11 protein-coding genes and 1 tRNA gene are annotated in these 12903 nt (G+C 51.8%); 6 read left to right on the top strand and 6 right to left on the bottom strand.

The genetic code is table 11. The features are described from left to right. Nucleotide 1 precedes the first annotated feature (1 nt). Genes OVA10_RS19065 through sfmF form a run of 3 tightly spaced genes read left to right on the top strand, consistent with a single transcriptional unit; the run spans nucleotide 2 to nucleotide 4104 of the window. On the top strand, nucleotides 2-2569 hold the full coding sequence (locus OVA10_RS19065) for a fimbrial biogenesis usher protein (RefSeq protein WP_102104248.1): 2568 nt from the start codon (nucleotides 2-4) through the stop codon (nucleotides 2567-2569). Nucleotides 2570-2582: 13 nt separating this feature from the next. Further along, nucleotides 2583-3569: a type 1 fimbria D-mannose specific adhesin FimH gene (fimH, locus tag OVA10_RS19060; protein WP_268196915.1), complete on the top strand. Its 987-nt coding sequence runs from the start codon at nucleotides 2583-2585 to the stop codon at nucleotides 3567-3569. Nucleotides 3570-3621: 52 nt separating this feature from the next. After that, nucleotides 3622-4104: a fimbria assembly protein gene (sfmF, locus tag OVA10_RS19055; protein ID WP_260617652.1), complete on the top strand. Its 483-nt coding sequence runs from the start codon at nucleotides 3622-3624 to the stop codon at nucleotides 4102-4104. 51 nt (nucleotides 4105-4155) lie between these two features. Here the strand turns inward: sfmF and fimZ are convergent, their stop codons facing one another. The 3 genes from fimZ to OVA10_RS19040 form a co-directional block, all read right to left on the bottom strand. Further along, nucleotides 4156-4788, bottom strand: a complete 633-nt coding sequence (gene fimZ, locus OVA10_RS19050; RefSeq protein ID WP_100777328.1) for a fimbria biosynthesis transcriptional regulator FimZ — start codon at nucleotides 4786-4788, stop codon at nucleotides 4156-4158. Between the two features lie 795 nt (nucleotides 4789-5583). Beyond that, a complete protein-coding gene (locus OVA10_RS19045) occupies nucleotides 5584-6303 on the bottom strand; it encodes a helix-turn-helix transcriptional regulator (protein WP_181827438.1) in 720 nt (239 codons plus the stop codon). A 10-nt stretch (nucleotides 6304-6313) separates the two neighbouring features. Continuing rightward, a complete protein-coding gene (locus OVA10_RS19040) occupies nucleotides 6314-7048 on the bottom strand; it encodes an EAL domain-containing protein (RefSeq protein WP_268196619.1) in 735 nt (244 codons plus the stop codon). Nucleotides 7049-7334: 286 nt separating this feature from the next. Here OVA10_RS19040 and OVA10_RS19035 point away from each other — a divergent pair. Then, nucleotides 7335-7411 (top strand) — tRNA-Arg (locus OVA10_RS19035). A gap of 15 nt (nucleotides 7412-7426) precedes the next feature. Here the strand turns inward: OVA10_RS19035 and OVA10_RS19030 are convergent. From OVA10_RS19030 to OVA10_RS19020, 3 genes are all read right to left on the bottom strand, one after another. Beyond that, nucleotides 7427-8275: an EAL domain-containing protein gene (locus OVA10_RS19030; protein WP_268196618.1), complete on the bottom strand. Its 849-nt coding sequence runs from the start codon at nucleotides 8273-8275 to the stop codon at nucleotides 7427-7429. A 75-nt stretch (nucleotides 8276-8350) separates the two neighbouring features. Next, on the bottom strand, nucleotides 8351-10279 hold the full coding sequence (locus tag OVA10_RS19025) for a methyl-accepting chemotaxis protein (protein WP_268196617.1): 1929 nt from the start codon (nucleotides 10277-10279) through the stop codon (nucleotides 8351-8353). A 152-nt stretch (nucleotides 10280-10431) separates the two neighbouring features. After that, nucleotides 10432-10872 carry a winged helix-turn-helix domain-containing protein gene (locus tag OVA10_RS19020; protein WP_102104243.1) on the bottom strand — a complete coding sequence of 147 codons (441 nt, stop codon included), beginning with the start codon at nucleotides 10870-10872 and terminating at the stop codon, nucleotides 10432-10434. Between the two features lie 511 nt (nucleotides 10873-11383). On the opposite strand from OVA10_RS19020, the gene OVA10_RS19015 reads away from it, so the two are divergent. Then, nucleotides 11384-12214, top strand: coding sequence for a transcriptional regulator (locus OVA10_RS19015; protein WP_181827441.1), 831 nt, complete (start codon nucleotides 11384-11386; stop codon nucleotides 12212-12214). Beyond that, nucleotides 12201-12665 carry a hypothetical protein gene (locus tag OVA10_RS19010; protein ID WP_142503642.1) on the top strand — a complete coding sequence of 155 codons (465 nt, stop codon included), beginning with the start codon at nucleotides 12201-12203 and terminating at the stop codon, nucleotides 12663-12665. Before OVA10_RS19015 ends, OVA10_RS19010 begins: the two co-directional genes overlap by 14 nt. Nucleotides 12666-12903 lie beyond the last annotated feature (238 nt).

Below are 12903 nucleotides of genomic sequence, written 5' to 3'. Positions count from 1 at the left end.
GATGAATCCTTCACGATGGCGTTACCGCCCGTGTGTGCTGGCCATAATGGCGGTGCTCTGCCCGGGGATAGCCTGGTCTGAGAACTATTTTAACCCCGCGTTTTTGTCCGATGACACGGCGGGCGTGGCGGATCTGTCGCGCTTTGAGCAGGGGCATCAGCAGGCGCCTGGCACCTATCGCGTGGATATCTGGCGTAACGATGAGTTTATCGGTACCCAGGATGTCCGCTTTGAGGCCGGGGATGAAAATACGCCTCCGGTCGCGGGCGGGCTGTCGCCGTGCATCACGCGCGCGATGCTGGACCGCTTTGGCGTCAACATCACTGCCTTCCCTGAACTGCTTAACGTGACCGGCGAAACCTGCGTTCCGCTGGCGACGGCGATCCCCGGCTCGGAGATTGGCTTCAATTTTGCCTCGCTGCGCCTGAACGTCAGCCTGCCGCAGGTGGCAATGCAGAACAGCGCGCGCGGCTATATTCCGCCGGATCAGTGGGACGAAGGCATACCGGCGCTGCTGCTGAACTACAGCTTCAGCGGCAACAAAGGCAATGACGCCGACAACAGCTACTACCTGAATCTGCAAAGCGGACTGAACTATGGCCCGTGGCGGCTGCGTAACAACGGTGCGTGGCGCTATACCGAGAGCAACGGGGAAAGCCATCGCGAGTGGCAGAACATCAGCACATCCGCCCAGCGGACAATCATTCCCCTGAAAAGCGAGCTGGTGGCCGGGGACAGCAACACCGGGAATGACGTGTTCGACAGTCTCGGTTTCCGCGGGCTGCGCATGTACTCCTCTGACAGCATGTACCCGGACAGCATGCAGGGCTACGCGCCGACCGTGCGCGGTATCGCCCGCACCCCAGCGAAAGTGGTGATCCGCCAGAACGGGTATGTCATCTATCAGAGCTACGTGCAGGCAGGGGCATTTGCCATCAGCGATCTGAACCCGACGTCGTCGAGCGGCGACCTTGAGGTCACGGTTGAAGAGAAAGACGGCAACCCGCAGCGCTATACGGTGCCGTACTCCACGGTGCCGCTCTTACAGCGTGAAGGCCGCATGAAATACGATCTGGTGGCGGGGGATTACCGCAGCGGCAACGACGATCAGGACACGCCGTTCTTCACCCAGGGCACGCTGATTGCGGGGCTGAGCAACGGTTATACCCTGTATGGCGGCACCCAGCTCGCCTCGCGCTACAGCGCCATCGCGCTCGGTGCGGGGAAAAACTTTGGCGACTGGGGGGCGATTTCACTCGATGTCACCCAGGCGCGCAGCCAGCTGGCTGACGACAGTCGTCACGAAGGGCAATCTTTACGCTTCCTGTACGCCAAATCTCTGAACGGCTTCGGGACTAACTTCCAGCTGCTTGGCTATCGCTATTCCACCAAAGGGTTCTACACCCTGGATGACGTGGCGTGGAAAGCCATGGAAGGTTACCAGTACAGCGACAGCAAGGACGAGAACGGCGTGTCGGATGTGGTGAGTTATCACAATCTGACGTGGAACAAAAAAGGGCGCTTCCAGGTGAACATCTCTCAGTCGCTGGGGGATTACGGGTCGCTCTATGTGTCGGGCAGCGAGCAAACCTACTGGGGAACCAGCGATTCCAGCGTCTGGTATCAGCTGGGTTATGCCGGCGGCTGGCGGGGCGTGAGCTATTCCGTCTCCTGGTCGTGGAATCAGGCGGTGGGTATTGATGGCACAGACAAGCTGGCCTCGTTCAACGTGTCGGTTCCGTTCAGCCTGTTTACCCGTCACGGTTATCGCCGTGACAGCGCCTTCGATCGCGCCTACGCCACGGCCTCTGCCAGCCGCAACAGCAGCGGAGATACCACCTGGCAGACCGGCGTCAGCGGCACCTTGCTGGAAGATCGAAACCTGAACTACAGCGTGAGTCAGGGACACACCAGCACCAACGGTGCAAGCGGCAGCGCCAGCGCAAACTGGCAGGCCACCTACGGCACCTTCGGGGCCGGATACAACTATTCCCGCGACCAGCACGATCTGAACTGGCAAATGTCAGGCGGCGTGGTGGGCCATGCGGACGGTGTGACCTTCAGCCAGCCGCTGGGGGATACCAATGTTCTGATCAAAGCGCCAGGCGCGTCCGGCGTGAATGTCGAAAACCAGACCGGGGTGAAAACCGACTGGCGAGGTTACGCCGTGATGCCTTACGCCACGGTCTATCGCTATAACCGCGTGGCGCTGGATACCAATACCATGAACAACAGTACCGATATCGAAAACAACGTCAGCAGCGTGGTGCCGACCAACGGTGCGCTGGTGCGTGCCAGCTTTGATACGCGCATTGGCGTTCGTGCGCTGCTGACCGTCATGCGCGGCAATCAGCCGGTGCCTTTCGGTGCCGTAGTGCGCGAAACCGGAAGCGGCGTCACCAGCATGGTGGGCGATGACGGGCAAATTTACCTCAGCGGGCTGCCGCTTAAAGGCGAGCTGCTGGTTCAGTGGGGCAACGGCGCCAGCGCCCAGTGCCACGCGCCGTACGTCCTGCCTGAAAAGAGCCTGCAACAGGCAATCACGATGAAGGAGATTCGCTGTGATTAAGAGTCGATACCTGATGGCCGCGCTGCTGGTAATGCTTCCTGTCACGCAGGCGCTGGCCACTGTCTGTGCTAACGAAAACGGTGTGCCGACGGATATCTATTACGATCTGACGGATAAGTTTAATAGTTCCAATAACCAGATTGGGCAGATTGTCACGCTTGCGGAGAAATCCCAGTGGGTGGGGGTCAACGCGGTCTGCCCGAAAGGGACATCGGGCAACACCACCAAGCGCAGCTACGTGACCGATTTCCCGATCACCAGCACCATTGATGGCTACAAATATCTGAAGCTGAATGAGTATCTGGATGGCGCGATGAAGATCACCGACAGCTACTCTGGCGTGTTTTACCCGCCGCAGAATTTTATTCAGATGGGGAGCCACCCGAACGTCTCTAAAAATCAACCTTTCGGGGTGAAAGACTCGAATCTGGTGTTTCGCCTGAAGGTGACGCGGCGGTTTATCAATATGGTGGAGATCCCGCGTCAGACGATGTTCCGGGTCTATGTTACGACCACCTCATCGGACCCGCTGACGACCCCGGTGTATACCATCAGCTACAGCGGAACCATTCAGGTGCCGCAAAGCTGTGCGATTAACGCCGGGAAGGTGGTGGAATTCGATTTTGGCGATATTGGCGCCTCGCAGTTTAGCCAGGCCGGGGCGGGTAATCGCCCGCAGAACGTCTCGCCTAAAACCCAGACCATCGCCATAAAATGCACTAACGTGGAGGCCAACGCCTACCTGACTATGCGAGTGGAAACGGAAAAAGTGTCCGGGAACGCGCTGGTTTCTGATAATCCTGATCTCGGTTTTATCGTCGCCAGCACGAACAATACGCCCCTGACGCCCAATAATCTCGCCAGCAAGATCCCGTTCCGCCTGGATGATAACGCCTCGGCAGTCATTGGGATCACCGCCTGGCCGGTGAGCGTCACCGGGAATAAACCGAGCGAAGGGCGCTTCACCTCACGCGGATATCTTCGCGTGGATTACGATTAAGGAGAGGGCGATGCGCATAGGGATTTTAGTTGCCGCTGTAGCCGTAGCCTTTATGCCTGTGAAAGGCGTGCTGGCGGCAAGCCCACTGGGCGAAATCAATATCGAACTGTACGGCAATATTATCGATTTTACCTGTGTGGCTGAGGGGAGCGACAGCGACAAATCGGTGACGCTGGGCACCTGGCCGACCAAACAGCTCGGCACCACGGGCAGCAGAACCCAGGCGATGCCGTTTACGCTGAAGCTGACCGGCTGCCCACCGGGCGCGGCGTCGATTACCTTTTCTGGAAAGACGGATCCGCAGGACCCAGAACTGCTGGCCTTAAACGATGCCAGTCAGGCGACGAATGTGGCGGTAGAAATACGCGATCGGGATAAAACGCGTCTGCCGTTACAGCAGGCGAGCCAGGATGTGGTGGTTGATGAGCAGGGAAATGCAGTTTTGAGTTTTTATGCGAATTATATCGCTACGGCAAATAATCCCCAGCCGGGGCGCGCAGATGCCGATGCGACCTTTATGATTAATTATAATTAAGCCTAAACACCCTCCCTGAAACTCACTGGAGTCTCAGGGAGGACTTTCAGATTAAAGCAGCTCGTGCGCTTTGGCATAATCAATCAGCTCTACAATAGTCTGCACACCTAATTTCGAGTAGATGTTGGACTTATGCGCACTAATTGTTTTGTTGCTAAGTAATAATTGCTGCGCGATTTCCTTGTTAGATAATCCATTGGCCAGATAACGCAAAACAGTCACCTCGCGGTTTGATAACGGCATGTCATTTATTGCTCCCCGGTGTGAGCCTTGATGATTTATAAAGCTCAGGGTCTCATAGGGAAAGAACGAATATCCTGAGAGCAACATTTCCACGGCGTTATAGATATCATTCAGATCTTTTCTTTTGCTCACAAATCCATTTGCACCTGCGCGCATGGCGCGGCCAGCGTAAAACGATTCTGATTTGGAAGACAAAAACAGAATTTTTATGTTGTCATCTAAGTTCTTGATTCTTTTTAGCAATGAAAACCCATCTGTGCCAGGTAATTCGATGTCGAGGATCACCAGATCGATAGGGTGATTGCGAATGTAGTCGAGTGCTTCATGGCTGTCTCCTGACTTGAGTTTAATCTCAATGCTTTTGTTTTTCTGGAGCAGGACTTCAATTGACATTCTGACGATAGGGTGCTCGTCAATAATGATGACGGATGCCGGTTTCATTTTTTATGCCTCAGGTTGTGAAAGCGCAATTGCAATCTGTGCAAAAGTGCCTGGTAAGCCGGAAGGATAATTCTGCAGATCCTTATACGGGGGTAATTCCCTGGAAAAAGCGTAAGCATCCTTGTTTGCATTCTGAAAAAATGGCAGTAGCGCGTTGGCTTATTAATATTTTGGAAAGAGTAAAGGTATTTCTTATTCTCCTTTGGAACATGCTTATTATACCGTGTAAGTTTTCTCCGAAAAGCCTGTAAATTATTCAGGGGGTGCTTATTAATATGATCTTCTGGAGACGGAAAGTGATTATTTTAAATTTGGGCTAAATCACCAGACATTCCTCTTAATGTGGATTATCCTATTTATGTAATTGCAAAAAATAATAGAATCCCCTCAATGTTAATTTAATGTTGCCATTTCACCCACTGTACGCGGAATCTTCTGCGCCATCATGGCGGAAGATTTATTGCCGCTTTCCGCGCGTCACCTTCATTTGAAAGTGCTGTTCACCTTTCAGCAAAAAAAGCCGTCTGCTGCAGAAGGATCTGCTGCCAGCAAGGGATGGCGTTTTTAGCGACTCATTGAATACTCACGTTTTTACATCGTTATCATCTTTTTAACGGATGAAATTAAAACTTAACTTCTGGATGAAAATGCTGTTTTTTGATCGCTACGCAGAGATTAACATCACGAGAAATCCTGGATTAGGAATAGTTGTAATCTTTGCATAAATGTTAATTTAAAACATAATTTTAATATTGTGCGTAAGTAATTTCTTAAAGGTCTTTAGGAATTAAGGGGTTATTCAGGAGAGGAGACAGAAAGGCGATGCAGCAGATGCAGTAATTCCTGACGATGGTTTAACCCTAATTTACTGAGAATTCGTCCCAGACGATAAACCACGCGGCTGTAAGGACGCTGGCGAAAAAGCGCAATATTTCGCAGTGATTCCCCCTGTGTCAGATATTGCAGGACAAACCACTCTTCTCTGGAAAAGTAGATGTGGCGATTATTCACGGGAGGGAGGGCGGTCGCTAACGCATGTTGCAGCGCCTGAGCCGGGAGCTGGCGCTCAAGCACATCAAAGGGACCGCTGGTTTTGCAAAACAGCCGGGCGTCATAGTCATCAGCGCGTATCAGCAGGCTCACGGCAGTGTAGGGGGGATACAGAATGGCGCGTCGAAGCGTGGTGAGCATCTCCATCAGCGGCATCGTGCGGCTCTCCATATCGACAACCAGTCTGGCCGAGGGCCAGTTTTCCAGCGCGCTGAAGGCCGATTCAAGCGTGTCATATCCGCAGCAGTGTTTCAGGGGGGATGGGCCGTGCTGAATTCCTGCATGCAGGAAACGATCGTGGGTCACGAGAACGATAAAGGGGGCGTCGGGTCTGCGTGTCTGGTTGATGGATTGACTCAAATAAACAAGACGATCAAAAAAAGGGGCGCTGGAACGCGAATGTGAAAAACCCAGCGAATCGCTTCCTTTACGACGACGCCGATAGCGGCGTACGGTCATGCGCATAGATTCTCTCTCAGGCTAATGTCCTTTTTTCTTCAGACCAGCCTACAGACGGCCAGTAATATCCCTGACCGAATCCCGCTCCTGCCTGCAGCGCGTACTCCCGATCCCTGTTTGACTCAATACCTTCAATCAGCACATTGCTGGCGACCTGTGCGCAGAGATTTACCAGCTGGGCTAGCGCAGGCGAGCCTTTTTTCCGCCAGAACGCCATCTTATCGATCTTGACGCCACATAACGGTAAACGACAGCCTAAAAATGGACGAACAGAAGCCGTGTTTACGTCATCAAGCCAGAGATGGCATCCGCGTTCGACGAGTATCCGCCAGTGGCGAGTGACGCGCTCACGCATGGGAGCCGGAAGTCTGAAGAGTGCGCTGGGTTCGACAATTTCAATATTCTGGCCGGCGTTAAGCAGCGGCAGGATTCGGGCGAAGGATTCTGGGTCACTCAATACGGTTATCGGCAGGTTGATAAAAAGGTTTTTAGCGTAAAGTGTGTTTTTTAACATGGCGAGCTGCAGTTCAAGCAGCCTAAGCGACTGTTTCACCGACTGTTGCTGAAAAAACGCTTCACTTTGCTCAGGGGAGGCGAGAAGGCTAAGCACTTCGCGCCCGACCACACGCGAAGAGGAGAGGGCCACGATAGGCTCCAGCTTGATGCCGATAATCTCTGGCGAGACGCTACGCAGTGGGGGGAGATCGCATTCTGGCAAGCCGGAATGGTTAAGCGGGAATGGGGAGGTCACTACACTGTCCTGTTATCTTCCGGCTCCTCGGCGCCGGGATACCGGAGGCTAGTGTGAGAGCGATGGTCGGCAGAAAATACCAGGCGTTACTTAAACGGCGTTAAGCCTTTTCGTAGAGTCATCAAGTGGCAGAAAAATGAGAGGAATGTCGAAAAAACAGACGTATTGGCGAGGGATAAACAGGGGGATGGTGAGAAGGCAGGCGATTGCGCTAAAAGGCATTGACTCACTAGCCATTGACCGTATAATTCCAGGCGTTTCACACCGCAAGTGCACGCTTCTCCGTGCGCCCTTAGCTCAGTTGGATAGAGCAACGGCCTTCTAAGCCGTAGGTCGTAGGTTCGAATCCTACAGGGCGTACCATTAAGTCGCTGTTACTCACGCCATCACCACGTTAAGCAACTCCTCCACCGGTAGCGGTCGGCAAAAATAAAACCCCTGCAAGAAGTCGATCTGTTTAGCACGCAGATAGTTCGCCTGTACCTGTGTTTCCACCCCTTCGGCAATAATCTTCAGATGCATGTTTTTGGCCAGCGCAATCATGCTGTCCACGAGCCGTGTATCGGCACTGACGCCAATCTGGCTGATAAACATTTTATCGATCTTGATGAATTCTGGATTCAGGGCAGAAATATAGGACAGGTTCGAATAACCGGTGCCAAAGTCATCCAGCGCGACAGAGATGTTGGCGCGCCGCAGGGCAGCAAACCAGTTACTCAGCTGCGGGGTGAAATGCAGCGGATGTCTCTCGGTGATTTCCATCACCACCTGAATCTGATTCGCGACGCATTTCTTTAACAGCTCGCAGGTGTCGATCTCGAAATTCGGATCGAGACAATTTTGCGCGCTGATATTAATGCAAATATAAGTTCCCACCGGGAAGTGCTGAATCGGGTGTTCGAGATCGGCAATCACCTGCTGGATAAGCTGATGGGTCAGCGAAATAATCAGGCCGTGTTGCTCTGCCAGCGGGATAAACACGTCGGGAGAAACATCGCCATAAGTGGGATGCCGCCAGCGGGCGAGGACTTCGATGCCCGCGATTTTCCCGGTCTGCGCGTTGATAAACGGCTGATAAACAGGGGTGATTTGCTTTTGCGCGATGGCCGTTTTCAGGGTTTTCAACCCAGGCCGGGCGGGGATCGTTTTAAAGCGTGACAGACCGCGGATCAACGATGATCCCAGCCCGTTGAGAAACGTAGGATCTTTTTTAAGGGTGTTTTCCATAGGTCACTTTTATCGCGTTTTCGTCAGGCAAACCGGGAAGGTTTACCTGACGAGAAGGGGGAATCACTGGCTGGATTAGAATTTCACCCAGTCGTCCTCGTCGCTGACGCTCTCTTTTTTGCCGGGGGCCAGCGCAATAACATGCCCTTTGCCTGCCGGACGGCTCTCCTTAAGCTGGCGTGGGATATTCGATACACGGAAGATCGACACCACTTTCTCTAGCTGCACGGCCTGATCTTCCAGCGAACTGGCCGCAGCGGAAGATTCTTCAACCAGCGCGGCGTTCTGCTGCGTAGTGGTATCCATCTCGGCCATCGCCTGCGCAATCTGCGAAATCCCACGGCTCTGTTCGTCCGTCGCGGTCGCGATTTCACTCATGATATCGCGCACCTGCGCTACCGATTTTTCAATTTTGAACATTGCGGCACCGGCGCCTTCCACCAGGTTAAAACCGGTATCGACGTGAACGGCGGATTCGTGGATCAGGTTCTCAATCTCTTTTGCCGACTGCGCGCTGCGTTGCGCCAGGGTGCGCACTTCGGCGGCGACAACCGCAAAACCTTTCCCCTGATCGCCCGCGCGTGCGGCTTCCACAGCGGCATTGAGCGCCAGAATGTTGGTCTGAAAAGCGATACTGTTAATCACCGTGGTGATCTCAGAAATACGGTGCGAGCTGAGTCGCACATTTTTCATGGTATCGATCACTTTCTGCGAAATCAGGCTGCCTTCGCTGGCATTTTGCGACGCTTCTTCCGCCAGCAGGCGCGCCTGGTTAGCGTTTTCCGCATTCAGCGCGACGGTGGAGGTCAGCTCTTCCATGCTGGCTGCGGTCTCCACCACGGCAGCAGACTGCTGCTCGGTGCGTGAAGATAAATCCATATTGCCTGCGGCGATTTCCGTGGAGGAGCGGGCCACGCTTTCCACCCCTTCGCGCACGTCATTAATAATGCTTTTCAGGTTTTCGTTCATGGTTGAAACGGCCTGCATCAGCAGCCCAGGTTCGTCATGACGCGTGCTGGTCAACGTACTGGTGAGATCGCCTTTGGCGATTTGCTCTGCGACGCGCAAGGTTTCGTTCAGCGGACGGGTGATCGATGCGGTGATCCCCATTGCCAGCAGCAGGCCAAGGGCAATGCCAATGGCAGCCACAATGCTCATCTGTAGCCGGACGCCATCAACGGTCTCAACCACTTTCTGTTGCTGTCTGGCGAACATCGACTGAATGGTCTCAATCAGTGTCTCTGCTTTATCTGTCAGGGTGTCTGAGAGGGTCGATTGCTCTGCCCACACAACTTTGTAGTGGTCGAGTTCTGCAGCGATTGCCTGCATATCTTTAAGAGTGCTGTTCAGCCAGGCGTTTTGATCTTCCGGCACAAACTGCAGCATCTCTGTTATCCCGTTTTTGGCCGCGTCCAGACGCGTCAGGACGTTTTGCTTTGCCGCCTCTGTCGGGTGCTGCTTATAGAGAGAGACCTGGGAGTCAATATCGCTCAGGATGAAGGCCACCTGGGACGCAACCAGCGTCTGCTGTGGAGTTAACGCCGCGCTGCGGCTTAATTTCGATGCGATTTCAGAGTTATCGCACAGGGATTGCGTATTGAGTTTGCGCTCGCTGTCCGTTTTTTCGCTCGCCGCTTTGGTAAACGGCGTCAGGGACGCGATGTAGTTTTTCACCGCAGCGTCCGTATTATCCACGGAAACTTTTCCCTCAGGCGTCCAGGTGTAAGTTTCCAGCCGGGCGATCATATCCTGCATCGTCTGGGCGGCATCGTTGGTCTGATCGAGATACGTCTGATCCTGCGTATACAGATAGTTCAGACGGGCCAGTCGCACGGCAGACAGTGCGTTAAACAGGCCGGTGGTATGTTCATTTTTCTCGACGCGATCCTGAATGCTCACCATCCCCAGCATTCCCGACAGCAGAATGGCCAGTGTCACCAATAAAATAGTCGAAAAGCCGAACAAGAGTTTTCGGCTGACTTTTAAATTTTGAAAACGATTCATTACACTCATCTATTTTTCCCGGGCCGGTTTTTACCGAGCGACAATATTTTTAGCTATGTTGCCATCATTAATGGAATGCAAAACATGAAACTGAAGAAGTAAAAAAAAGCCCTTTGCACTCAGGTACGAAGGGCAAAACCGCTGAGTTGACATCACTCACTCAGGGGATCAGACTTCTCCTCTTTTTTAACAGAGTGAGCAGGGAGTTCGCTCATTCTATAATATACGGGGACGACATCCTGGTAATTAATGATGTAACCATGCCCTCTGATATTGCGAATAAAGTCCTCGGGTAATCCAAGAAGATTCAGTTTGTTGTTCAGGTTATGAAGCACTTGCCATAAACGCTGGGTCGAAGGACTGAGGTTATTGTCCTCCCAGATCTTTTCGAACAACTCTTCTTTGGCGATAACTTTCTTACGACCATGTTCCAGCAAATATAGGAAAAGCCGTAACATTGTTTCGTTAAAATAGATTGATGCAAACGCCACACTTTTATCGTTGTGACTACCGGTAAGTCGGTACAGTCTGCGATTTGTAATATCGAAGTGAATTTCATCACCAATCATAAAGCCATATAGACGATAGCCCATCTCTTTATTCCTGCATTAGAGTCAACCTGACATACGCCGCTGGAAATACACTTTTCTAATAAACCATACATTTTATAAGGTGGATTATATGTATGCCGTTCGTGCTTTCCAATACACAACCCTATGCGCTATAAGAAACCCTGTGTTGACGATTTGTTTATAGAGTTTCTATTTACATAAGTTGCATCTGTAGTGCTATGCACCTTGTTTTTTATGATTTCTGGAGATTAATGCTAAAAACGCGTAATGAATCAACCACTCAACATAAAGTCGCGAAGTTTTCTGGTTTTCAAGCATCAATGGCTGATTGTGAGTGTCGATGATCACGATTCCTTCATCCATGGGTTTCCGATGCCACAACTTTAAGAATTGCCTGACAAAAACGTGAGTGAAGTTATATGATTTATACTGATTAAGAGGCTTAAGGCGCGAGCGAAGAGCGGTTTTTTGCATGAAGGTGTTTATTTCAACCTACTGATATATAATAACTAAATTCTGAATCAGGTTTTCTATGTCAACTATCGATCGCACCATGAAAAAAGTGTACGTCATCAACGATACCTTGCTGTTTGAACCTGATTTGCGGCGTCTCGGCCCGCTGGACGGGTATCCCCAGAGGGCTACCACGCTTCATGGCCCGGTGAGCGAGTGCCTGCTTTTACTCCTTGAAAACAACAACCAGGTCGTGACGCAGCGGGTTCTGTTTGCCTCCATTTGGGAGAAACAGGGGGCGATTGTCAGTACCAATGCCCTTTACCAGACCATTTCCCAAATCCGCAAGGCGCTGAAATTTGCGGGGTTGGAAGAAAACATCATTAAGACCCTGCCTAAAGAGGGATTTAAGTCGATTGCCCAGCTGCGCGAAGGGGTACTGGACGAGTTTATTCGCCCGCAGACAACGGCGCTGGTTTCGGTTTTACCCGAAGAATATCCCGTTGCAGAGGTTACGGCGGTGGCTGTTTCTGAGGTGATTCGCAAACCCCCTTTTTTCCCGGCAAAGCTTTCCTATGGGGTGGCAGGCATTCTTTTTCTGCTCTCCTGCGCGATATCGTACTTTCTGATTAAAGAGGATAAGTCCTCTCTGACGCATTATCAGTCGGTGAGTCAATTTAACGGGTGTGACGTATATTCATCCTGGCGGGATAAAGAGAAAACCAGTGAAATGCTGGCGGGGCTGGCGAAACGCTATCCCATTCAGTGCAAACCCGGAGGGGTACTGTGGATGACCAGCAGTTTTTCCCAGCAGGCTCATTCGGTCATTATTTGTGACCGTCCGCTAAAGGACAATAATGCGCAGTGTGATTCCATTATTTACAGGCCGCAGAATCATGATGATGAATAAAATAACGCTGCGCTGGACGTTTATCGGTCTGGCCATTGCCGCACCCTTGCTTTATGCGTGGTATATTCATTACCAGCGTAATCACTTCAGCTGCGAAGCGCATGTAACAGTGGTAGACGATAATTATCTTCTCGACGTCATGATGGATTATTCATTTATGAACGGGGAGGGTAGCTATGCAACGTCCGGGGAATATACCCAGAAAGGCCAGCCACCTGTCGAAGTCAGTAATAAAATTGCGTTTAATTACTGGCGAGAAGCGGGGGATATTATTATGGTGTCCAGCGACACCAGTGGACGCCCAAAAAGAAATGAAGCCTTCAGGTTGGATGTCCCGGACTTTTTCCGTCTGCGCGATCGCGGCCTTAAAGTTCAGATAACGCCGGCGAACGCCTCCAGCTATTTCATTATCTACAGAAACGCCCCTGTTATTTATTGCGCAAAAGAGTAGATGAGGTGACCTAACGCTCTCTCATCCCTGCTTGTTTTATCTTGTTGTCCATTTTTACGCTTGATCATATAAAGATAATGAGTATAGTTCTCATTCTCTTTAGTGTTTGTGGGCAGCGACGGACGATTCCCGCATCAACAGTGAGCGCAGATCTCACACGGAACACTGAGTGTTAACGGTGGACTCTGCACTGGCCTCACAGCCTGTAAAACAACCTTAATCGCACAGCAGCATGCGA

Origin of the sequence: Lelliottia sp. SL45, from assembly GCF_026672535.1 — a bacterium.
In the GTDB taxonomy this organism is placed as follows: domain Bacteria; phylum Pseudomonadota; class Gammaproteobacteria; order Enterobacterales; family Enterobacteriaceae; genus Enterobacter; species Enterobacter nimipressuralis.
The sequence above is the reverse complement of the archived record's forward strand: the minus strand, read 5'-3'. Positions and strand labels throughout refer to the sequence as shown.

What these genes read in the sequence shown, in the direction of transcription:
- sfmF (WP_260617652.1), top strand. Translation starts at nt 3,622, where the DNA reads ATGCCTGTGAAAGGCGTGCTGGCGGCAAGCCCACTGGGCGAAATCAAT.
- fimZ (WP_100777328.1), bottom strand. Translation starts at nt 4,788, where the DNA reads ATGAAACCGGCATCCGTCATCATTATTGACGAGCACCCTATCGTCAGA.
- OVA10_RS19010 (WP_142503642.1), top strand. Translation starts at nt 12,201, where the DNA reads ATGATGATGAATAAAATAACGCTGCGCTGGACGTTTATCGGTCTGGCC.
- OVA10_RS19065 (WP_102104248.1), top strand. Translation starts at nt 2, where the DNA reads ATGAATCCTTCACGATGGCGTTACCGCCCGTGTGTGCTGGCCATAATG.
- OVA10_RS19015 (WP_181827441.1), top strand. Translation starts at nt 11,384, where the DNA reads ATGTCAACTATCGATCGCACCATGAAAAAAGTGTACGTCATCAACGAT.
- fimH (WP_268196915.1), top strand. Translation starts at nt 2,583, where the DNA reads ATGGCCGCGCTGCTGGTAATGCTTCCTGTCACGCAGGCGCTGGCCACT.
- OVA10_RS19025 (WP_268196617.1), bottom strand. Translation starts at nt 10,279, where the DNA reads ATGAATCGTTTTCAAAATTTAAAAGTCAGCCGAAAACTCTTGTTCGGC.
- OVA10_RS19045 (WP_181827438.1), bottom strand. Translation starts at nt 6,303, where the DNA reads ATGCGCATGACCGTACGCCGCTATCGGCGTCGTCGTAAAGGAAGCGAT.
- OVA10_RS19030 (WP_268196618.1), bottom strand. Translation starts at nt 8,275, where the DNA reads ATGGAAAACACCCTTAAAAAAGATCCTACGTTTCTCAACGGGCTGGGA.
- OVA10_RS19020 (WP_102104243.1), bottom strand. Translation starts at nt 10,872, where the DNA reads ATGGGCTATCGTCTATATGGCTTTATGATTGGTGATGAAATTCACTTC.